The organism is Maridesulfovibrio sp., assembly GCF_963677005.1.
Taxonomy (GTDB): Bacteria; Desulfobacterota; Desulfovibrionia; order Desulfovibrionales; family Desulfovibrionaceae; genus Maridesulfovibrio.
On record NZ_OY781616.1, the window covers coordinates 3,758,346 to 3,780,254 of the forward strand.

19 protein-coding genes are annotated in these 21,909 nt (G+C 52.4%); 8 read left to right on the forward strand and 11 right to left on the reverse strand.

The genetic code is table 11. The annotated features are described in order from the left end of the window. Window positions 1–208: 208 nt before the first annotated feature. The 6 genes from ACKU4E_RS16495 to ACKU4E_RS16520 form a co-directional block, all read right to left on the reverse strand. Window positions 209–1,141: a class I SAM-dependent methyltransferase gene (locus tag ACKU4E_RS16495; protein ID WP_320172172.1), complete on the reverse strand. Its 933-nt coding sequence runs from the start codon at window positions 1,139–1,141 to the stop codon at window positions 209–211. Continuing rightward, window positions 1,138–2,136, reverse strand: coding sequence for an acylneuraminate cytidylyltransferase (locus ACKU4E_RS16500; protein WP_320172173.1), 999 nt, complete (start codon window positions 2,134–2,136; stop codon window positions 1,138–1,140). The genes ACKU4E_RS16495 and ACKU4E_RS16500 overlap by 4 nt, the downstream gene beginning before the upstream one ends. Continuing rightward, complete coding sequence (pseF, locus tag ACKU4E_RS16505) at window positions 2,133–2,810, reverse strand: pseudaminic acid cytidylyltransferase (RefSeq protein ID WP_320172174.1); 678 nt, start codon at window positions 2,808–2,810, stop codon at window positions 2,133–2,135. The genes ACKU4E_RS16500 and pseF overlap by 4 nt, the downstream gene beginning before the upstream one ends. 28 nt (window positions 2,811–2,838) lie before the next feature. Beyond that, window positions 2,839–3,522 carry a phosphocholine cytidylyltransferase family protein gene (locus ACKU4E_RS16510; protein ID WP_320172175.1) on the reverse strand — a complete coding sequence of 228 codons (684 nt, stop codon included), beginning with the start codon at window positions 3,520–3,522 and terminating at the stop codon, window positions 2,839–2,841. Between the two features lie 21 nt (window positions 3,523–3,543). Further along, entirely contained in the window at window positions 3,544–4,719 is a 1,176-nt protein-coding gene (locus ACKU4E_RS16515; protein WP_320172176.1) for a CDP-glycerol glycerophosphotransferase family protein, read from the reverse strand. Window positions 4,720–4,918: 199 nt separating this feature from the next. Beyond that, complete coding sequence (locus ACKU4E_RS16520) at window positions 4,919–6,043, reverse strand: DUF697 domain-containing protein (protein ID WP_320172177.1); 1,125 nt, start codon at window positions 6,041–6,043, stop codon at window positions 4,919–4,921. A 268-nt stretch (window positions 6,044–6,311) separates the two neighbouring features. Between ACKU4E_RS16520 and ACKU4E_RS16525 the strand changes: the two genes are divergently transcribed. Then, the gene (locus ACKU4E_RS16525; protein WP_320172178.1) at window positions 6,312–7,235 is read left to right on the forward strand and encodes a DMT family transporter; all 924 of its coding nucleotides are present in this window, start codon (window positions 6,312–6,314) and stop codon (window positions 7,233–7,235) included. 244 nt (window positions 7,236–7,479) lie between these two features. Here the strand turns inward: ACKU4E_RS16525 and ychF are convergent, their stop codons facing one another. Next, window positions 7,480–8,580, reverse strand: coding sequence for a redox-regulated ATPase YchF (ychF, locus tag ACKU4E_RS16530; RefSeq protein WP_320172179.1), 1,101 nt, complete (start codon window positions 8,578–8,580; stop codon window positions 7,480–7,482). A 294-nt stretch (window positions 8,581–8,874) separates the two neighbouring features. Here ychF and ACKU4E_RS16535 point away from each other — a divergent pair, with 294 nt between their 5' ends. The 3 genes from ACKU4E_RS16535 (at window position 8,875) to ACKU4E_RS16545 (ending at window position 11,594) form a co-directional block, all read left to right on the forward strand. Continuing rightward, window positions 8,875–10,056 (forward strand): NAD(P)/FAD-dependent oxidoreductase, encoded by a 1,182-nt coding sequence (locus ACKU4E_RS16535; RefSeq protein WP_320172180.1) that lies wholly within the window; start codon window positions 8,875–8,877, stop codon window positions 10,054–10,056. 97 nt (window positions 10,057–10,153) lie between these two features. Continuing rightward, on the forward strand, window positions 10,154–10,951 hold the full coding sequence (locus tag ACKU4E_RS16540) for a YkgJ family cysteine cluster protein (protein ID WP_320172181.1): 798 nt from the start codon (window positions 10,154–10,156) through the stop codon (window positions 10,949–10,951). Between the two features lie 274 nt (window positions 10,952–11,225). After that, the gene (locus ACKU4E_RS16545) at window positions 11,226–11,594 is read left to right on the forward strand and encodes a helix-turn-helix transcriptional regulator (RefSeq protein WP_320172182.1); all 369 of its coding nucleotides are present in this window, start codon (window positions 11,226–11,228) and stop codon (window positions 11,592–11,594) included. Here the strand turns inward: ACKU4E_RS16545 and ACKU4E_RS16550 are convergent. The 3 genes from ACKU4E_RS16550 to trpB form a co-directional block, all read right to left on the reverse strand. Further along, window positions 11,576–11,851, reverse strand: a complete 276-nt coding sequence (locus tag ACKU4E_RS16550) for a type II toxin-antitoxin system RelE/ParE family toxin (RefSeq protein WP_320172183.1) — start codon at window positions 11,849–11,851, stop codon at window positions 11,576–11,578. The genes ACKU4E_RS16545 and ACKU4E_RS16550 overlap by 19 nt on opposite strands. Continuing rightward, window positions 11,835–12,047, reverse strand: coding sequence for a ribbon-helix-helix protein, CopG family (locus ACKU4E_RS16555; RefSeq protein ID WP_320172184.1), 213 nt, complete (start codon window positions 12,045–12,047; stop codon window positions 11,835–11,837). The genes ACKU4E_RS16550 and ACKU4E_RS16555 overlap by 17 nt, the downstream gene beginning before the upstream one ends. 316 nt (window positions 12,048–12,363) lie before the next feature. Next, complete coding sequence (gene trpB / locus ACKU4E_RS16560) at window positions 12,364–13,563, reverse strand: tryptophan synthase subunit beta (RefSeq protein ID WP_320172185.1); 1,200 nt, start codon at window positions 13,561–13,563, stop codon at window positions 12,364–12,366. A 388-nt stretch (window positions 13,564–13,951) separates the two neighbouring features. On the opposite strand from trpB, the gene fsa reads away from it, so the two are divergent. From fsa to ACKU4E_RS16580, 4 genes are all read left to right on the forward strand, one after another. Continuing rightward, window positions 13,952–14,596: a fructose-6-phosphate aldolase gene (fsa, locus tag ACKU4E_RS16565; RefSeq protein WP_320172186.1), complete on the forward strand. Its 645-nt coding sequence runs from the start codon at window positions 13,952–13,954 to the stop codon at window positions 14,594–14,596. 10 nt (window positions 14,597–14,606) lie between these two features. Further along, window positions 14,607–15,401, forward strand: a complete 795-nt coding sequence (locus ACKU4E_RS16570) for a 4Fe-4S binding protein (protein WP_320172187.1) — start codon at window positions 14,607–14,609, stop codon at window positions 15,399–15,401. Between the two features lie 306 nt (window positions 15,402–15,707). Next, entirely contained in the window at window positions 15,708–16,697 is a 990-nt protein-coding gene (locus ACKU4E_RS16575; protein ID WP_320172188.1) for an ABC transporter substrate-binding protein, read from the forward strand. Continuing rightward, window positions 16,694–19,615, forward strand: a complete 2,922-nt coding sequence (locus tag ACKU4E_RS16580; RefSeq protein ID WP_320172189.1) for a PAS domain S-box protein — start codon at window positions 16,694–16,696, stop codon at window positions 19,613–19,615. The genes ACKU4E_RS16575 and ACKU4E_RS16580 overlap by 4 nt, the downstream gene beginning before the upstream one ends. Window positions 19,616–19,618: 3 nt before the next feature. Here the strand turns inward: ACKU4E_RS16580 and ACKU4E_RS16585 are convergent, their stop codons facing one another. After that, window positions 19,619–21,892, reverse strand: a complete 2,274-nt coding sequence (locus tag ACKU4E_RS16585; RefSeq protein ID WP_320172190.1) for a PAS domain S-box protein — start codon at window positions 21,890–21,892, stop codon at window positions 19,619–19,621. Window positions 21,893–21,909 lie beyond the last annotated feature (17 nt).

Here is a 21,909-nt window from a genome sequence, read left to right on the forward strand (position 1 = left end):
AAGCCTAAACGTTATTGACATAAAAAGCGTAATCTACACTGTAATAGTTTGTTTTTATGACTTAAAGAATGTTATTGGCCTTCAGTTCGTTAAGCTTGGTGAATGGTGTAAAAATTTTAAAAATTGTTAGGGATTCCAAAGGGGATTATCTCCTTTGGCCGCCGGAGGCGAAACCAAATTATCAAAAGCGCGTAGCGCATCCAAATCACTAACGGATCATCCTTGGCCTGCGCGCCTTGCGGGCAACCACCAGCACGGTCCTTCCGAGCCCTGCTTCTGCGAAGCAGCCGTAAAGTTTATCGAGTAATTCCCTGTTTCCTGACTTGGTCAGGTTAAGTTCCAGTTCCTTGCGCATGGCGTGGCATTCACGGCCCAGTTCCGGGTCGTCCAGATAGTTGCGGCCCATGAGCAGAAACAGTTCCATGGGAAAGGACACCTCCGAATATACAGGCACAAACCCTTTTCTTGAGAACAGCCCTTCGAGCGATTTGCGGTCGAAGTAATTGAGATGGTGCGGAGGAGCAACCCACCACGGGCGCACCTTCATATCTTCGTGCAGAATCTTCTGCACCGGGGTGTACTCGTTGGGTACTCCGGCGGCAATGAATCCTCCGGATGACAGTACTGAGTAGCAGAGGTCCAGCATACCTGCGGGGTCCGGGAGGTGTTCCATTACGTCTCCGAGATGGACCACGTCAAAAGTTCCAATTTTTCGGGCACACTCGCGGTCGAAAACCGCACATTCCACGTCAAGACCCTGTGAACTGGCGTATTCGGCCGCTTTGTCGGACGGCTCCACGCCTTTGGCCTGCCAGCCGCGCTTTTCCGCCTGCTGCATGAAAAAGCCGTTGCCCGAACCGATGTCCAGAATCCGGCCTGTCCTGCCGAGCAGCCTTTCCAGCTTTTCGAGCCGGGCATCGTTGGTCGCTTCCAGCCATTCCCGGTCTTCAAGCTGGTGCTGAAGCATCAGGGGCTTGTCTTTTACATGGTATTCGTGCTTGTAGATTTCGCGCAGTTCTTCTTCATCGGGCAGCGGGATTATATGTTTGAACCCGCAGCATTCGCAGTCGATCACATCGAATCCGTTCTGTGAGTGAAGCACCTGTCCGCTGTGCTCGGTCCAGCATTTTCTGTCTTTCACTGTTTGAGTTTCTCCAGAATTACAGAGGCGATATTCGAGGCTCCGTTGCCTATGCCAAGGGCTTTCGCCTTTGCCGACATTTCCCGGCGCAGGGGAATGTCGGAAATTAATTTCCGCATCATTTCAGTCAGCTTTCCGATGCTGACCCTGTCGAATTTGCCCAATGATATCGCTGCCCCGGACTGATGCAAGGCTGATGCCGAACGGGCGTGGTCCTCTGTTATGCTTAGCAGCAGCTGGGGGACAGCGCATGCGGCCAGTTCATAAGCGGTCATGCCGAAAGAAGCCACGGCCAGATCGCATCCCTGCATTAGTTCAGCCATCATTTTGACATTGCTGAGTAATTCGACCCTGCTTCCAAGCTCTTGCCTCATCTCGTCTATCTTGTCCAGATTCTTGCACATAGGCCCGGCAATAACCTTGGCGGACCATGGAGTTTCAAGCTCCCTGAGGGCTTCCAGTGTCTTTACGGTCAGCCCGTGAGGATCGCTGCCGCCCATGGTGATGAGCAGTTGCGGTGTGGTCTGTGTTTTGTCGGTTTTGCAGCAACCTGAAAATTCATTGCGCAGCGGGATGTATTGCCAGCCCTTGAAAATTTTTCCCCTGAAGCCGCTCCAGTCCAGTTCATCCACCTGCGGAACAGGAGGGTAGAAGGCCAGTTCGCACCTGATGCGGTTGTCTGTGGGGTCGTCAAGTGTAGCAAGCATTGCGCCTGACTTTTTTGCCCGATCAAAAAAAACATTATCCAGAGGAATCAGCAGGTCCAGAATTGCGGCTGGCTCGCCGGTGAACTCCCACCCGTTGAAGTCGGCGACCACATGAACAACAAAGCCGGAGTGTTCTATTTTATCCCTTGCCGCCCTGCTTCCGCGAAAAACAAACGCGCACTCCTGCCCGTATTCGTCACGCAGGCTGTGTGCCAGGGCAAGGCAGCGGCCCACGTGGCCGAATCCACGTTCCGGCGATCCTTCACAGAAGAAAAGGAGCCCGGTCATAATTCGAATGCCGCGTATATTTTTTCGGCTATGCGCCAGTCTTCAGGGGTATCGATGTCCACGACCATGTGCCGGGGCAGAAAATAGGGCAGGGCCAGAGAGTATTCCCGGTCCGGCGGCAGGTCGGTAAGCTCATGCCAGTAAAACTGTGCGGCATCATGAAAAAATACCGGCAGGTCCTGTGATCTGCTCTGGCTGTATTCGGGAAAGGCGTATTCCACGCCGCCTTGCTCATTGTGCTTGAAGGCGCGCAGTACCGGGTAGGGAAATTCCGTGACGCCGAGCACGCAGTTCGCCCTTTTTTCGCGCATGAGTTCGTATCCGCCCCGGATATTTCCCGGGGTGACAAAGGGGTTGGCGTAGAACTGACAATACCGTTCGACCTCGCCCCAGTTGGACCTTATCCAGTTCAGGGCATGGTCCACCACCGGCTGGGTGGCCACAAAATCATCCGCCAGTTCCGCCGGGCGCATGAACGGGGTTTCCGCACCGTAGCTGCGCGAGACTTCGGCGTATTCCTCGCTGTCCGTGCTGACGATGATGTGATCAAAGAAGCCGCTTTCGCGGGCGGCCTCGATGGCGTATGCGATAAGCGGCTTTCCCAGAAACGGTTTTATGTTTTTTCCGGGGATGCGTTTACTGCCTCCCCGTGCCGGTATGATTGCAATCTGCATTGATTAAGAGTCCGGGTTGTAAGTTTTGTTACTGATCCGCTCGCAGGAAGGTTTTCTGTGCGGAAACCCAGTCCTCTTCGAAATCAACTTCGATACAGGCGTGGTCGATGATATCGACCGGTCTGATTTTCGCCCCTTCCTGAATGATGAATTCCAGACCCTTTTCAAAGTAGTCCTGATCTTCGCAGCGGCGCAGTGCTTCGGTGAACGCGGGCAGGTCCTTGCGGCGGATCATGTTGATTCCCACGGCCTCGCCCTCTGCCTCGACCACTTCCTTGGAAATTTCGGTTATGTAGCCGTCGGCATCAAGCCTGTACTTGACCTCTTCCTCTCCGCAGGACTTGCGGTCCACGCAGACCAGGCTGTCTTCCTTCTGTGCCAGGAAGTTCTTCAGCACGTTCTTTTCGAAAACCACGTCCCCGTTGAGCCAGAGAATGTCGTCATCAAGGCTTTCAACCGCCTTGAGCAGGCTCTTGGAGGTGTTGGTGATGTAGTAGTCGGGGTTGTACTTGTAATAGACTTCGGGAAACTGTTCCATGATCAGGGTCATTTTGAAGCCGACCACGACAATAATTTCCCTGACCCCCAGTTCGCGCATGATTCTGATCTGGCGTCCGAGGATGGTTTCACCGTAGGGCAGTACGGACAGTGACTTGGGAAAAGGACGGCTGAGCCTGCTGCCGATTCCTGCTGCAAGGATGATTGCTTTCATGATCTGTCCCCTTTTTGGCGGTTAAAGGTAATTGGAAACAATATATTCACCCAGCCTCCGGGCGGACCGTCCGTCCGCGTTGCCGAATGACAGTTCTCTCAGTTTCCGGCGTTCATCTGCGTATTCATCCCTATTATTTATCACAATCTCATCCAGAGCGGTATAAAGATCGTCTTCAACGGTTACTTTTTTTCCGGGAGTCATGGATTCGAAATCGAACAGAAGCTCCCTGTTGCGGGTTACGTAATCCTCAAGATCGTAGGCATAGAAAATTATGGGTCTGTCCAGCAACAGGTAGTCGAAATATATGGATGAATAGTCCGTAAGCAGCGCATCGCACAGGTTCAGCAGCGGGTAGGCGTCGCTCTTGGAATCCAGCATGCGTATGTTCGGAGGCAGGGCCACCCTGTTGACTGTCAGGCAGGGGTGGAACTTGCAGACGAAAAGGATGTTGTTTCGGACGCAGAATTCCGACAGCCGCATGATGTTGATTGCTCCGTCTTCAAATGGCCCCCCTCCGTTGTCGCGGAAAGTGGGCATGAAAAAGACCACCTTGCCGCCCGTCTTACGGAACCTGACCATCTCGGCGAACATGTCCCGGTCGGCGTTTATCATGTCGAACTTGCTTGGCCGGCGCATGATCACGTCATTGCGCGGATAACCGCTCTCAAGGAAATGTTTCGCCCTGAAGGCCTGTGCAAAGGCATGCTCGGTGAAATATGGAGAGGTGGATATGACAACATCATAGCCGGAGTATGCGAAAGTCAGTTTTTCGGCCTTTTCCGGATTCATGTTCACACTGGAATTGATTTCCGGGAAACCTATGGCCTTGAGCGGAATGCCGTGCCAGAGCTGGATGGAAACCGCGTCGCAGAGCAAAGCCCAAAGGGAAGGCTGTTCCTTCCAGATGAAATCGTCTGAAACGACCAGACCTGCTCTGGCCATTATCCCGGCAGCTTCCGGGTCGCTTACCCACATGGCCGGGAGTCCCTGTTCCTTGAGGACGGCTGCGTCCTTGCGGGTGAAGGTCATGAAGCAGCACTTGAGTTCCGGCTGGTGCTGAACGCAGTGCAGGAAAAAATATTTTACATTGTCGATAAAGTAGCTTCCGGCCCTTCCGAAAAATACGGCCAGGTTTTTCTGCTTGGGAATAGCTGCAGCAGCCTCGCGCAGTTTCTGTAATTCGTGCTGTTCCATAATCTAAGGCCGATCCCTGTGTTCCTTGTTGAACTGTGCGTGAATAATAATTTTTCCGACGTTCCTGCTTATCCTATTCAATTTAAATGCCAAAAACAATGCCTGATGCAGGATTTTGTCTGCAAAACAGGGGCTGGCGGTCGGCTGTCCGGTGTTACACTTGATAAATATAAGTTTATGGAAGTGTAGTCGGTCGAAATCATTTTTTGCGAAACAGTTTTTTCAGTCGGTTAAGCCTGTTTGGTGTCTTTTCTTTGACAGGCTCTTCCTGTGGATGGCTTTCTTCCTTTTTTTCGTTTTTAAAACGGGCAAACCGGGCCACTTTGCCGACCTGTTCAGCCGAGAATCTGGCTGCCTTGCCGGTAGCCTCAAAAGCGCGGTCCTTGGTGTCCACCACTTTTCTGGCGGCGTTGGCCGCCTTTTCTCCTGCGGAGCGAGTGATGGTTTTCACGTAGGCGGAGGTAATCATCCGTGTGGAGCTCACGGCAATGGAAAGGAGCATGGAGGCCGCCTCCTTCAGCACTGCCCGCCGGTATCCCGGAAGCTTTCTGTCCGCCCGGAAATTAAAATGGCTGCGGGTGATGATGCCTACTCGCAAGGCCAGAAAAGCATTAGTGGAGCCGTCCATGATGGATGCGGTGACAATGGAGGTCAGCCCGCTGGCGACCGGGATCATGCTCAGGGCCGAACCCGCCAGCACCGGGGACATGATCGCCTCAATCTGGGCCTGTATGTCCAACTCTTCCACCGCACCGGCAAAAAAGGCCGTGCCCGCAACGTTGGCGTACACAGCAGTCATGTCCCGGAAGGACGGACGTTGGTTGTAGACCTTTGAAATATCCCAGACCAGCCGGGCCAGTGAGCCCAGAACAATGAATGAGTCCAGTTGTCCGTTCTGGGAAATGGCGGTGGAGAGAAAAATGCGCGAAGCCGAACTTTTCATTTTGCGGGTGGAAATCTCGTCCAGCATGTCCAGAGCCAGTTCCAGATCCTCGCCCGTGGAGAGTTTCAATCCGGCTTCTTTTATGTATTTGTTCCGGCGCAGTCTTTTGCGCAGTCGGTCAATGAACTCCCGTTCCTCGGCCGGTGTCGGGTCTTCGGGCATTACCAGCGGACCGGGGCGCAGCAGGTAAATTGCCAGAGGGCTTGCGCATACCAGTATGAAAATTCCGCTCAGCCCGAAGAGAACATAGTCGTACGATTGCGGAAAATAGGCAGCACACAGCGCGGCCAATCCGGCGATCTGGTTGAGCATGAAGAGTATGAATCCGCCGATCAGGAAAAACAGGGCGGCGGTGATAAGTTTCGGCAAAAGTCTTGGCATACTGGCGACCTCGCTGGCGCTTTATGGTTGTCCATGGCTGTATCTAATCAACTCTGCTGAATGGCGTCAAATCTTACGGAACATATTGCCGAGCCGAACTGTGCTGCCCTGCACATCCGTCTTTTTTCGAGCTGTCTGTTTAATTGTCAGATTTCAGCAATTGCGAAAAATAAATCCTGAAATTGCGAAACCGGTAACAATTCGCTTTGAAATCAAAGCGAGTTGAAATATCTTCCCCTACCTCATATTCTGTTCAAGGAAAAAAAGCATGATCAAGATACGGCTTACTCCCGGTCTGGGAGTGGCTCAGGTGCTTCTCGGGGCGGCTCTCATTTCCCAGGTGGGCATATTCATCAAAATACTGGTTGTGGATTACGCGCAGCCGGTTCTTGTTGTTACTTTCTGGCGCAATCTTATTGTCTGTTTGCTTCTTGCGGCCGGGCTTGCCGTATTCAAGCCGCAGAAGCTGAAAGCGGGGCGAAGGAACCTGCCGCTGCTAGCCTTCTACGGTCTGGTACTGACCGGTATGAACGGAATCTGGGGCGGATCGGTCTATTTCAACGGGGCCGGGGTGGCAACCGTGCTGGTTTACATCTCAGTTCCGATCACTGTTTTGGGTCAGTGGATGCTTGGTGGGGAGAAGCCGACCCTGCGTATACTTCCTTCCGTTCTGTTATGCCTGATTGGATGCGCGATGGTCTGCGGCATAACCAGTCTGTCCGATTTTTCTCTGACGCCGGCGGGTATTTTTCTGGGCTTGCTGTCCGGTCTTTTTTATTCCGCTTACAGTCTGTTCGGCAGGGAATGTGCCGCCAGGGAGATAGATCCGTTTTGCGTTCTCATGCATGTGTTCGGATTTTCCGCTCTGTTCATGCTGGTTATCAATCTCTGTTCCGCCGGGGTAATACCTGGAACAGCTCCGTCACCCGCGGCCATACTCATGCCTGGAACGGATTTTCGGGCCTGGGTGCTGGTTGCGGTTCTGGCGGCAGGGCCGTCCATGGGTGGCTGGAGCCTCATAAATTCCAGTCTCAGCCGTCTGTCACCATCGGTGGTGAATATTCTGCTCACAACCGAGCCGATGATGACCGCACTGGTGGCCATACCGGTGCTGAACGAATATATGACCGCAGAGCAGTGGGCAGGATGCCTTCTGATTGTCGGCGGCGTAATTGTCTTGAAGAAAAGATGATTTTTCCGGTTACGGCGAATTGCATTTTTCATAAAGAAAGGCCGCAGCACCATTGGTACTGCGGCCTGCTGTTTTTATGCTTATGCAGCCAGTCCATTCAACAATTGCTATTATGGCAATTACGTTTTGTCGTGTTCCGGGGCGAAGCCTTACTAGAAGGTTTTGGGATTCTTAAACCCTTTTCGCAAAAGGGTTTAAGGTCCCCGGCAGGGCTGTCGGAGACCTCATGGGTGAAATATCCGGATTATACATTGAACAGGAAGTGGATTACATCCCCGTCCTTGACCACGTATTCCTTTCCTTCGGAGCGCAGGACTCCGGCGGAACGGCAGGCCGATTCGGAACCGTTCTTCACGTAGTCGTCGTATCCGATAACTTCGGCGCGGATGAAGCCGCGTTCAAAGTCGGTATGGATTGCTGCTGCGGCTCTGGGAGCCTTGTCGCCGTCGTGGATGGTCCAGGCGCGTACTTCCTTTACCCCGGCGGTGAAGTAACTGATCATGCCCAGAGAGTGGAATCCGGTGCGGATGATCTTGGCCAGTCCGGATTCGGTGACGCCGTAGGATTCCAGAAATTCGTTGTATTCCTCCTCGTCCAGCCCGACCAGTTCTTCTTCCATTTTGGCCGAAATCTTGACGAATTCAGCGCCGCGCTCTTCGGCAAGTTTTTTTACGCTGTTGACGTAGTCGTTGTCTTCGGTAAGACCTTCCTCGTCCACGTTGGCACAGTAGATTACGTTTTTGGAAGTGATCAGACGCAGTTCTCTGAGCAGGTCGGCCATGATGTCGGTATCCAGGTCCGCATAGGTGTTTACCGGGTTGCCTTCGTTGAGGTGGGCAAGCAGTTTTTCGCCTTCCGCAATCTTTGCGCCCATGGACTTGTCGCCTTTGAGCTGCTTTTTCATGCGTTCGATGCGGTTATCAAGAACCTGCACGTCTGCGAGGATGAGTTCTGTCTCGATGATTTCAATGTCGCGCAGGGGATCTACTGAGTTGGCTACGTGGATTACGTCATCGTTATCAAAGCAGCGGACCACGTGGAGAATGGCCTGAGTTTCGCGGATGTTGCCGAGGAACTTGTTGCCCAGCCCTTCACCCTTGCTCGCTCCGGCTACCAGCCCGGCGATATCAATGAAATCGACCGTGGAATGCTGCACACGCTGGGGTTTGACCAGTTCGGCCAGCTTGTCTATGCGTTTGTCCGGTACGGGGACGACCGCCTTGTTCGGTTCGATTGTACAGAAAGCGTAGTTGGCGCTTTCCGCGTTCTGGGCCTGGGTCAGGGCATTGAAAAGGGTGGATTTGCCCACGTTGGGCAGTCCAACGATTCCGATACTTAGAGCCATGATTCATTCTCCTGAAAAATATGTATTTCTTTCCATGCCGCAAAAAAGGCTAAGTGATCCGCTATGATTGCCTGCTTCCGGACTGTTCGGGCAGGGTAGCCTCATGTAAGGGGCAACGCATCCCGCAGCAACAGGAAAGTCTGTTTTTATGTTTTTTATCACTAAAGATAATATCACGCTTCGCGGACCCTCCATACCCGTCTTTGCCCGTCTGGGCAAGTGTCGAGTTGGTTAGCGGCCCGACCGGGGCTGAATCTGCTTTACCCCGTCCCGGAACCGTCCTACAACCTCCGCATGAATCAATCCGTATTTAAATATGATGTAATCATTCTTGGAGCCGGGGCTTCCGGGCTTTATTGCGCAATGCATGCGGCTCGGCGCGGCAGGAAAGTTCTGGTGCTCGACCACTCGGAAAAGGCCGGGCGCAAGATCCGGGTCAGCGGCGGCGGCAAGTGCAACTTTACCAATCTGGACGTTTCTGCCGGAAACTATGTTTCATCAAATCCGCATTTTGTTAAGTCCGCTCTTGCGCGCCATAATCAGTGGGATTTTATTTCATTCATCTCCGAAGCCGGGATAGAGTACGAGGAGCGTGAAGACGGGCAGCTTTTTACCGTGCAAGGGGCCGGGATGATCGCCGGGCTTCTGGTTTCCTCATGCCATCGTGCCGGTGTGGAGACTCTCATGGGGCGGGAAATTTCGTCTGTGGAAGGAGCCGGACCGTTTTCCGTAACCAGCGGAACGCAGGTTTTTGAGGCGGAGTCCCTGGTTGTGGCCCTCGGTTCGCCTGCATGGCCGCAGGTGGGAGCCTCGCCACTGGGCTACCGCATTGCGGAGCAGTACGGCATGAAAATCATCACTCCGCGTCCGGCTCTGGTGCCTTTTTCCATCAGCGGCAGGGACGGAAGGTTCTGTCAGGATTTGAGCGGCAATTCCCTGCCCGTGTGCATCAGTTGCGACGGGCGCAGTTTTAGCGGTGATCTTCTCTTTACCCACAAGGGACTGTCCGGACCGGCAGCCCTGCAGATATCAAATTACTGGCGGCGCGGTTCCGTGCTTGAAATAGACCTCCTGCCCGGCCAAAATATATCCGATCTGCTTGAAGAGCGCCGGACCGAAAACACCGGTCTGCAGAATTTTCTGAGCCGTTTCTTTACCCGCAAGATGGCCGGACTGCTGCTGGAAGATCAGGACGCTGAAACCCCGGTCAGCCAGCTTACCAAGGTTCGGCGGCTGGCGCTGGCGGAAAGAATCCATTCCTGGGTCGTCAAGCCGCAGGGAACCGAAGGATTCAGCAAGGCCGAAGTTGCAGCCGGAGGGGTGGATACCAACGCAGTGTCATCCAAGACCATGGAAGCAACTGCCGTTCCGGGGCTTTATTTTACAGGAGAAGTCCTTGATGTTACCGGCTGGCTTGGCGGGTACAATCTGCAATGGGCCTGGTCGTCCGGCTACGCCGCTGCGCAGTTTGTTTAAATTAGTTAGGCTGAAGGGTTAATAAGTGGGTTGAGTCTTTATATGATGTTTTAATTGTCGAAAAATCCAAGGGTGCCAGAGCCGGATGGAGGAACAGGTGCAAGAAATTATCAAAGAGACTGTGGACAGGACGCTTGAGCATGCTGTGGAGTTGTTTGCCGAACATCCTGAAATGGTAAAGTTTCTGCTGGATATGAGTTTTGCAGTCTGTGCCGATCTGGGACGGCTTGACACCAGGCATCCTCTTTTTCCGCAGACACTTGCCGAGGAGGGGATAAGACTTTTTGAGGCCAACTATAAGGCCATTCTGGATCAGGTCATGGCGCTTGATCCGGAATTCAGCATAGCCTGTTCTGCCGGGTGTTCGTACTGCTGTTCCTCGCATATCAGTGTAATGCCTCAGGAAGCGTTCAATATCGGACTTTACCTTGCGCGAACCGTAAGCGCAGATGATTTCGAGGAGCTTGCCAACCAATGTTCGGAGATTGCTTCCGGGCTTGCGGATACCTCGGTTGAAGATTTTGCTGCCGGATATTTCCGGCCCTGTCCTTTTTTGCGGGATGACAAATGTTCCATTTACGATGTCAGACCGATAGTCTGTAGAAACTGGATTTCCTGCGACCTCGGGGCATGCAGGGCGAGTTTTGACGCCGGAAACAGGAAATCGGTTCCGCAGAATTCGCTGATAATGGTGCAGAAAGACCTCATCTTTGCCGGAGCCGCCGCCTGTCTGGCTGTCTCGGGCATAAACGGTGGGATAGGGTCCTTTATTCCATTAATGGCACAGGTGATGACTGATTTTGATGGCGCATACGGGGACTGGATTTCCGGTGGAAGGCTTGCGGGGCAACCGGGAAATTTTGGGATACCGGCGGGGCTTTCTCAAATTGATTGACATGCCAGAAAATGGCATTAAATTATTATGACGTGGACAATTACAAACAGCAAACGTGTCAACAAAGCCCTGCGAAAGCTGCCTCGTTCAGTCCTTGACACGTTGATCATGCTTTACCGGGAACTGGAATTCAGCGGTCCAGTACGAGGAAACTGGCCTAACTATTCCAAATTAGGACCGGGAAGACATCATTGTCATCTCAAGAAAGGACATCCGACCTATGTTGCAGTCTGGGAAGAGGTCGAAGGAAAGATAAAATTAATCGAGGTAACTTATGTTGGAACCCACGAAAAAGCCCCATGCTGATAATTATGTTGAACTTTGTTTTAAGGTTCGCAAAGAAGTAGCCCATGAAGCGGAACAGGCTATCAAGCCTTTTCTCGCGGAGAATACCGAAATACACGATGATGAAGATTCTATTCCCTGGCGTGACGCCCTGAACATAAAGGAAGAAGAATTCCCCGGACGCTGCCTGCGCGGTGCACGCACCAAGGAAGGCGTAACCCAGAAGGAACTGGCAAAGATGATCGGCATTCGTCAGGAACACATTTCCGCCATGGAAAACAACCGCCGTCCCATTGGAAAGGCTATGGCCAAGCGTTTCGCTGAAGTGCTGAATGTGGATTACCGTGTTTTTTTGTAAATTTCTTTTCTATGGCCGATGGTCAAAACAAGAATTTTTATTTCCTCGCCGCGAATATCGCAGATGATGCGGTAATCACCTACCCGAAAACGCCACAACCCGCCTTTGTCACCTTTAAGGGATTTTGCCAACCGGCGAGGATCAGCGGCGGGCTGCACTCTCTCCTTTAAAAATTGAATTATACGGGTTCGGAGACTTTTGTTCAGTTCCTTGAGTTGCTTTTCCGCCTTGCATGAAATTTCAATTTTCCAGGTCAAAGCGCTTCTCCACATCCTCAAGAGAAGAAAAAGGCTCTCCGCTTTCCAGCACTGCAATGCCTTCCCGGTAATCCTCGCGATCTTCAAGATAGCGGGATAACGCTTCTTTCAGACATTCCTCGCGGGTTTTTCCGGAAATCCTTGCTTCATGGTCCAGACGCTGCTCCAGCTCCGGATCTACGCGAATTTCGATCATGAAATATCCCCTATATATAGTTACTCTGAAAGTATGAGCACGGTGCTTTGCTTTGTCAATCCTACCTTGGTTCCGAAGTCATTTTAGGGATACCGGTGTTTTTTGGTGGGCTTGGTAAATTTCAATTTTCCAAGTCAAGACGCTTCTCCACATCCTCAAGAGAAGAAAAAGGCTCTCCGCTTTCCAGTACGGCAATGTCTTTTGGTAGTCCTTCAGACCTTCAGGATAGGTGAAAACACTTCCTGTAAAAGGAGTTAAGCCCCGGCAGTACTTTTTATGAGTCTGCCGGGGGCTTTTAAGGGCTGAATTATCCGGGTTAGGGCAGGGCTATTTCTCCCCGGCTGATCATGTCTTCGATCTGGGCAACGTCTTTGTCGCCGCGTCCGGAGAGGTTGACTACTATTATTTTATCCTTGTCGAGTTGCGGGGCGAGACGGATGGCGTGTGCTAGCGCGTGGGAGGATTCCAGCGCGGGGATTATGCCTTCCGCCTGGGAGAGTTTGAAGAAGGCGTCCACGGCTTCCTTGTCGGAGGCGTGAACGTATTCGGCGCGTCCCAGATCTTTGAGGTGGGCGTGTTCCGGGCCTACGCTGGGGTAGTCCAGACCTGCGGAAATGGAGTATACGGGTGCGGGATCGCCTTTTTCGTCCTTGAGCATGTAGGAGTTGAACCCGTGCATGACTCCGGGTTCGCCGAGACAGAGGCTGGCGGCGTGTTCTCCGGGCTCAAGTCCGCGACCGGAGGGTTCCACTCCGACAAGCTTAACGGATTCGTCTGCGATGAAGTCCGCGAACAGACCGATGGCGTTGGAACCGCCGCCCACGCAGGCTATGCAGTAGTCGGGCAGGCGGCCCTCGTCTTCAAGGCACTGCTGTCTGGCTTCCCTGCCGATTACGGACTGGAAATCCCTGACCATGGCCGGATAGGGATGCGGTCCGACTGCGGAGCCAAGCAGGTAAAATGAATTTTCAGCATCACCGATCCATGCTCCGAGGGCTTCGTCCACGGCTTCTTTCAGGGTGCGCTGGCCGGACATGGCCGGGACGACTTTTGCACCCATCATGCGCATGCGAAAGACGTTGAGCTTCTGTCTTTCAACATCAACCGCACCCATGTATACGGTACATTCCATGCCCATGAGGGCTGCTGTGGCTGCCGTTGCCACGCCGTGCTGGCCTGCTCCGGTTTCGGCGATGATTTTTTTCTTGCCCATGCGTTTTGCAAGCAGAATCTGGCCGATGGTGTTGTTGACCTTGTGCGCGCCAAGGTGGTTGAGGTCTTCGCGTTTGAGGTAGATTTTTGCGCCACCCAGTTCCTCCGTAAGATTGGAGCAGAGGTACAGGGGGGTGGGGCGGCCGGAATATTTGGCCATATAATACTGGAGTTCCTCGATGAATTCGGGATCATTCCGGTATTTTTCATAGGTCTCGGCCAGTTCATTCAGAATGGGAAGCAACTGCTCAGGGACATATTGTCCGCCGTATTCACCGAAAAAACCTTTAGCATCAACAGTCATTTTTTCTACTCCTGGGTATTTTTTTACGACAGTGGAACGCGGGCAAATAAAAAACCGCGATCAGTTTTCACTGTCGCGGTTTCCGTAAGATTCTGGTTTGCTTTCTATTCGTTTTTCGAACGTAACCTACCGCGACGCATCAGCTGCGCCACCACCAGAAAAAAAGGTTAAGGGAGGTAGGATTCATGTTCATGATGCAGATTCATTATCCCTGTCCCTGAGTATTGTCAATATCGGATGATACTGCCTTGCGAAACCGGCCCGGCGCGGTATCGCAGCAGCGGTAGTATAGAATGGGAGTGACCGTTTTTTCGCAACATAGTTCTTTTGCTTGGCCCTGAATTGTTATATGGGAAAGACAACGTATGTATATAAAAGGAGAAAACGGATGGAATTTTTTCTGGATACCGCGAATCTCGATGAAATAAGACTTGCCCGCGCTCAGGGGCTTATGGACGGAGTAACCACCAACCCGACGCTGCTTTCCCGCGAGGGCGGAGACTGGCGGAGCCGTATGGAAGCCATCTGCAATGAGGTGGACGGACCGGTCAGCCTTGAGGTTGTGGGCGAGAGTGCGGACGAGATGCTTGGCGAGGCCGATGAACTTATCAAATTCGGAAGCAACGTAGTCATCAAGGTCCCGATGACAACGCAGGGGCTTGTAGCGACCAAGGCTCTGTACCGCAAAGGGGTTAAGACCAACGTGACGCTCGTTTTTTCTCCTTTGCAGGCTCTGCTGGCCGCCAAGGCCGGGGCAACCTACGTCAGCCCGTTTGTGGGAAGACTGGACGGCCTGGCCCAGGACGGCATGGAGCTTATCCGGCAGATTCGCACAATTTTCGACAATTACGATTTTCCGACCAAGGTGCTTGTGGCGTCTGTACGCAATCCCATGCATGTGCTGGAAGCGGCTCTCATCGGTGCCGATACGGCCACAGTTCCGTTCAATGTCCTTAGTGAGCTTGCCTACCACCCCATGACAGAAAAGGGGCTGGCAACATTTGATTCGGACTGGAAGAAATTGAACAAGTAAGGAGTATACTGTGTCCTGTTCAAAACTGAAGCTGATTTGTTTTTCACCGACACGTACGACACGTGCGGTTCTTGATTGCATTGCTGAGGGTATAGGGGCGGACGAAGTAGACGTTGCCGATGTGACCCTGCCGGAAAATGTTCCCGCAAGCTGCGACTGTAATGGTAACGATCTGGTGATAATCGGTGCGCCCGTCTACGGAGGACGTCTGCCGCTGGTTGCCGTGGAAAGGTTTTCCGCACTCAAAGCAAACGGTGTTCCTGCCGCTCTGGTTGTTGTCTATGGAAACAGGGCCTATGAAGATGCCCTTGTTGAACTTAAGGATATCACAGAGAAGGCCGGCTTGAAGCCTGTGGCTGCGGCAGCCTTCATCGGCGAGCATTCCTTTTCTACGGAATCCGCCCCTGTGGCCGCCGCACGTCCGGATATGCAGGACAGGGAAAAAGCCGAAGAATTCGGACGTTCCGTTGCCCGTAAACTGGCGGAAGGGGATGCTGTGAGCGGTCCTTCCATAGATGTCCCCGGCGACAGACCCTACAAGGAGCGGAAGGAAAATGCCCCGGCTGCGCCGTTCAGCAGTGATGAATGCAGGCTTTGCGGTTCCTGTGCGGAAGTCTGTCCCACAGGCGCGATTACTGTAGGCGAAACAGTGGAGACTGATCCGGAGAAGTGTATTCTCTGCTGCGCATGTATCAGGGCCTGCGAGTTGAATGCCCGCATAATGGAAGTTCCCAGAATTCTGGCTGCTTCGAAATGGCTGGTTGAAAACTGCAGCGAACGCCGTGAGCCGGAGATGTTCATTTAAGCCGTTTGCCGCAGAGTCGGTTAAAAGCTGTATCAAGCGTCTTGCTGATATAAAATTGAAACCTTCTGAAGCAATTGTTTCGGAAGGTTTTTTGTTTTCCCTTTATGGGCAGCTGTTCAGTGACTGAAAACAGTGTAAAATCGTACTGCGTGTATAAAATGCTGTTGTTTTGAACAGGAAGCTTCTTTTGAAGGAGACCGTGTTCACTGCTTTTGGCTGTACATTTGTATGTGGCTGTGTCATTTAATTGTATGGACTGAATCTTTATTGTGATAATCTTTTTGGTGAAACGGAGCAGGTTCGTCAATGCGTAGGATGATTGTGTTTTTTATTCTGGTTGCGTGTGTCTTTGCCATGGCAGCGACCTGCGCATGCAACCGGGAGAAGCCTGTCCGGCAGGAACGAGTGCTACGTGTAGGATGGTTTCCATGGACAGGGTGGTATCCGGTTGTCATCGCGGACAGAAAGGGCTTTTTCAAAAAACACGGAGTCTCTGTAGAACTTATCCGTTACAACACCTACGTTGATATCTTTTCCGATTTTGCCGCTTCCAGAATTGATGTGGCCCATGGGGGGCTTTACGAGCTGCTCAAGAGCGATATCCCTGATATGAAGATTGTGCTGGCAACCGACTATTCGGAAGGAGCGGAAGGGTTGGTTGTGACCCCTGAAATAAATTCTCCGGCCGATCTGGCTGGCAAGCGTATAGGAATTCAGGGGGCGCTATCAGGCAGCGAGTTCATAATTACCACACTGCTGCGCTGGTACGGACTTTCCCGGATAGACCTGACCCTCGTGGATGTAGGGCCGGAAATTGTTCTGGAAACCATGCCGGAACGGATTCAGGGCGGGTATACATGGGAACCGTTTCTCTCGAAGGCAAAGGAGAAGGGCTACAAGATTTTATTCACCACGGCAGATACTCCGGGAATGGTTCCGGATGTAATCGCCTTTCAGGGTAAAGTGGTCAGATCAAGACCGGAATCCGTACAGGCGTTTGTGGACGCATGGTTCGAAGCTCAGGAATACTGGCTGACGCACAGGGAGGAGTGCGATCCCATAATCGCAGAAGCGGCGGGACTGGGAAATTCAACTATTTCCGTTGAAGGGTGCCGTCTGTTGTCCAGGGAGGGGAACGCCGATGTTTTCAGTCGGAACAGTTCTCTGTCTCTGTATAAAACCGGTGCAAAGCAGATTGAGTTTTTTATAAGTGTAGGCGATGCCTCTACCGCTCCGAATCTTGATAATATACTTGATCCTGTTTTTGTGGGCGAGGCTGCGGGGGACCCTAAATGAAAATCCGGTTTGACCGCTTTCTCCGCGTGGGTTCAGCAGGAGCATTTTTATCCTCAGTTTTTCAGATTACACGCCCTGTAACTGCGGCTGCAGACGGCTTTGCCGGTATGGAGTGGCCGGATTCTGTTTCCGATACAACCATTTATGTTTTACTGGGGCTGGCTTTATTGCTGGCTTTCATGGCGTTGTACTCCTTTCGCAGACCGGCAGGTCTGCGGCAGCGGCTTTTGAGCACTTTTCTGTTTGTTTCCCTGCTGCCCATATGCGTTCTGGCCATTCTGGATCAGAAGGTTACATCCGATGCCCTTTCCGCAAACAGTCGTCAGGTGATGATGGCAGCCGCGCTGCACACGGCTGATGAACTGGACTCTTTCCTGCTGAGTAACCTTTCAACCGTCAGGACTGAATCAACCATTCCTCAGTTTGCGGAATTTTTACGTATCCCGCCGGAAAAGCGTGATGATTCTCCGGAGGAAATGGCTGTAGCCGGATTGTTGACCGCTTTGAAGAGGCGTGATCAGACCAATATAACATCCATAGCCCTTCTGGACATGAGCGGGAATGCGGTGGCCGACACCTACGGACCTGATTTCGGGACAGACAAGTCGGACCGCAGTTATTTCGTGCAGCCGATAATGACCGGGCTTCCATATGTTTCCACAGTCGGTCTTTCGGGGATTTCAAGTCAGCCTTCATTATATTTCAGCTGTCCTGTCCGGGACACTTCCGGAGAAATTTTAGGAGTATTGCGGTTTCGGTACAACGCTGCGGTTCTTCAGAAGATTCTTGTCCCGCGTGGAGGTGAAGAGGACTCCGTATACGGCGCGATTCTCTTTGGAGGCGGGGGGATGCGTATGGCCGACACCAAACATCCCGAACTGGTGCTTACTCCTGCGTATGACGCTCTGGCTGCCGGTGCTGATGCTGTCGCTGGTAAGTCCACTGCTGTCGGGCCCGGAATTGAGAGAGATGATTTCTTCAATCCGGAACTATCCTTTTTTTATTCCTCGCTCTATGGACCAGAGCAGGATCCGACGCTCAATGTAAAAGTCCGGCTGCGCTATGCGCCGTGGACTCTTGTTCTGGGGTATTCCGAAGCCGCAAATCAGGTCAAGATCGCCACACAGTCCCGCTATGCCCTGCTTGCCGTGGTCTGTATCATTATCGGCGTAACGGCCACAGCAGTACTGGTCAGCCGCAGTATAACAAAACCGCTGCTTTCCCTTACCGAAGCCGTGCGCAGGCTTTCGCATGGGGAAGAGGAGGTCTCGGTTTCCGTTCAGAGCGGTGACGAGATAGGAGAACTTGCGGCCAAATTCAATAAGATGAGTAAAGCACTGCATGTCTCCAGACAGAAAGTGGAGGCCTCATCGGAGCGGCTGCAGACTCTTCTTGATGCTTTACCGGATTGCGTTTTCATACACGATGCAGATGGACATATTCTTGATGTGAACAAGTCCTTCGAAAGGATGTTCGGCTATTCCGCTCAGGAAGCAGTCAACCTGTTCATAGAGGATTTGAGCGGTGTCGGTTACAGTCAGAAGGATGCTGTGGATCAGGTCTACGGCTGTGTCAGCGAAGGATTTATGTCCTTCGACTGGGTCTCCCGGCGAAAGGATGGTTATGAGTTTCCGGTGCATGTTCAGCTGCGCCGTTTCAGACTTCCGGAAGGAATGCACGTGATGGCCCTTGCTTCAGACATTACCGAACGCAAGCAGTTCGAGCAGGACCTGATGCATGCGCGAAATTATATTGCGGGGATCATTGATTCCATGCCGTCAATTCTGATCAGCGTGGATGTAAACGGTCTGGTCACTCAATGGAATATTCAGGCCGAACAGGCCATCGGAATTGCCAAAAGCGAAGCCAGGGGAAAACGGTTTGCTGAACTTATACCTTATCTTTCCGATGAGATGGAGAAGATAAATGATGCCATCAGGAATCGTACTCCGGTGTCCGATATGCGGCGTGTTCATATGGTGGGAGGGGTTGCCCGGTATGAGGATATAGCTGTTTTTCCCCTGTATGCTGACGGTATGCCCGGTGCGGTAATCCGTATTGACGATGTCACCGAGCGGGTTCGGCTGGAGCAGGTGATGGTTCAGTCCGAAAAGATGCTTTCCGTAGGAGGATTAGCGGCGGGCATGGCTCATGAAATCAACAACCCGCTGGCTGCGATAATGGGAAGCGTGCAGAACATGCGCAAACGTCTGCTGGATGATATGAAGAAGAACAGGGAGACGGCCCGGCTATGCGGGATAGATCTGGATAGTATGCGTCATTACATGGTCGAACGCGATATTCCGAAAATGATAGACAGCATTCATGACGCCGGTACCAGAGCTGCCCGTATAGTCAGCAACATACTCCGCTTCAGCCGCAAGAGCGGTGAGGGCTTTGAGCAGAACGATCTCGCCGCACTTCTTGATAATGCTCTGGAGCTCATCGCCAGTGATTACGATCTTAATAAGGATTACGATTTCAAAAATATTTCCCTGCTAAAAAAATACGCACCGGACATTCCTCCTGTTTTTTGTGAAGGAAACCAGATTCAGCAGGTTTTTCTGAATCTGCTCAAAAATGCGGCCGAGGCGGTTTCTGAAAAGCGGGAAAACAGTCCTCTGCCGCAAATAATCGTCAGCACCGGGATTGAATCCGGCATGGCTGTGGTTGAGGTTGAAGACAACGGTCCCGGAATGGATGCGGATGCCTGTCGCAGGGTGTTTGAGCCTTTCTATACCACCAAGTCGCCGGGCAAGGGAACCGGGCTGGGGCTTTCCGTTTCATACTTCATAATAACCGACCAGCATGACGGAACAATGGAAGTCTTCTCCGATCCCGGACATTGTACAAAGTTTGTGGTCAGGCTGCCCCTCGGAAACGGATCACGCCGGGCGCACGGAGTTGCTTCGGTCTGATGACTAGCGGTTGTCTTCCGCTATATCCGCCCGTGGGAAGATAAGCGTGAAGCAGCCGCCGCCCCCGTCTTTTGTGGAAGCCCTGATGGTGCCGCTGTAATCCTTGACTATGCCGTAGGATATTGAGAGTCCCAGTCCGGTGCCTTTTCCCACATCCTTGGTGGTGAAAAAAGGCTCGAAAAGACGTCCCCGGATGGCTTCCGGAATGCCCGGACCGGTATCGCACACCTCGGCAATAACCTTTTCCGGGGTGAACGTGGTGGAAATGTAGATCTTCTTGTCATCGGCAAGGGGTACCTTTCCGGCCCAGTTTTCCTCTATTGCGTCACGTGCGTTGATGAGCAGGTTGATGACCACCTGTTCCAGCCTGTTGGCATCGGCCATGATTATCGGCAGGTGACTGTTCAGATTCCACTCTACACTGATGTTGCGTACTGTAAGCTGCCTGCTGAAGAATTCGAAGCCGCGTCTGAGCACTTCGTTAAGCTGCACTGGCATGGTCTTGAGATCGGACTTCCGGCCGAATTCGCGCATGTGTTCGATTATCTTGCTGGCCCTGTTCACGTGCGAGTCGACGCCTTCGGCCATTTCCTTGAGAATATCCGGGTCTATGGGCTGACCCCGGCTGACCTTGCGCAGCATGAGATTGCTGATTGTCTTGAGGATCGCCAGCGGCTGGTTCAGTTCGTGAGCCACACCGGAAGCCATCTCGCCTAGAGTGGTCATCTTGCTGGCCTGAATGAGCTGCTGTTCCGCTTCCAGTTTTTTGGTCACATCGCTGCAGGTGACGATGAGTGTCCGGCTGCCGTTGAAGTCCGCCGGGGATATGCGCAGTACCGCATAAATGGGCGTTCCGGATTTGGTTATCTGCGAGCAGGGGCCGATTTCCCTTTTTACTTTGACCAGGTGTTCGTAATCGGCGCGTTCCTCTTCCCGGAAGAGCTGCAGAAATGAACTTCCCTGAATTTCCTCGATGCCGTATCCGTACATCCCCTCTACCGGATCGTTGCAGTTGACCACGTCCAGAGTTTCGGCATCAAGAACGAATACCGCGCCGGGTATGGAGTCGAAAATTGCGTGATAGCGCTGTTCCGAAGCTGCGAGTCTCTGCTCCAGTTCCTTGCGTCGGGTCATGTCGACCATCATCTCCATGGCGGCGACAATCTTTCCTTCCCGGTCCTTGATAGGAGAGGTGTAAACAATCCAGTGGATAGGTCTGCCGTCCTTGGATAGTCCTGATTCCTCACTCATGTGCGGGGCAAGATCGAAAAATGTTTTTTCCACAGGACATTGTTCGCATTTGCGGTCACGGTTTTTGTTTATGAGGTAGCACTGCCGTCCCCTCGGTTTGCCGAAGTGGGCTTCGTATGCCTTGTTGTGCCGGATCACCCTGAAATTCAGGTCGACCACGCTGACCAGACAGGGCACGTTCTCAAACAGGTCCCGGTATTCCTCTTTCTGTTCCAGCAGGGCCTTGTGCTTTTCCTGCACCTGACGGCCCATCATGTTGAACGCATCCGAAAGTGTGCCTATTTCGTCTGTCTGGTCCAGTTGGACTTCGACAAAATCATTTGCAGAGCCGATGTCTCTGGTGGCCTTGATGAGCTTTCGGATAGGTTTGAAGATGAAGTTGTAGGCATAAATAATAAGGGCTGCGAACGTGGCGATGAAAACCACCAGCGCAATCCCGAAATTGGCGCGTTCAAAGGTTCCGAGCATGGCGCTTTTCTTTTCGGTGGAGACCACAAGGTCCAGCAGTCCCAGCAGTCTTTCGCCTTTGGCGTGCACATGGCATGGCCCGGGGGCACACCCTTCGGAGTTGGGAATCGGAGTCATGATTCCCATATAATTTTTCCCGTTTACCGTTTTTGTCCGGCTGCGCTCCTTGAGGCTCATGGTGGCCGGAGGCGGGTTGAAGCTGTGGCACTTCTGGCAGGGGCCGCTTTTTATATCGATAACATCGTTTATTTCTTCCGGGTCGTTGGAATAGATTATGCGGCCTTTCTTGTTGATGACCCGTATGGATTTTATTTCCCCCTGCCTGCTCATGTTGTTGATGTCGTTCTGGATGAATTCCTTGGCATCAAGCATCATGGCGTGGTGCAGACTGAGCAGTACTGTATCGGAAAGCATGGCAATGTCGGAAATGACATTGCCGGTTACGTTTTTTTTGAAGAACAGCACATTGAAGCTGGTCCAGAGAATAACGCTCAGCAGCAGGGTGACCCCACCTGTGAGGATCATTTTCATGATAAGGCTGTGGCGTAATCTCTTCAATGTTTTTGCGGGGTTGG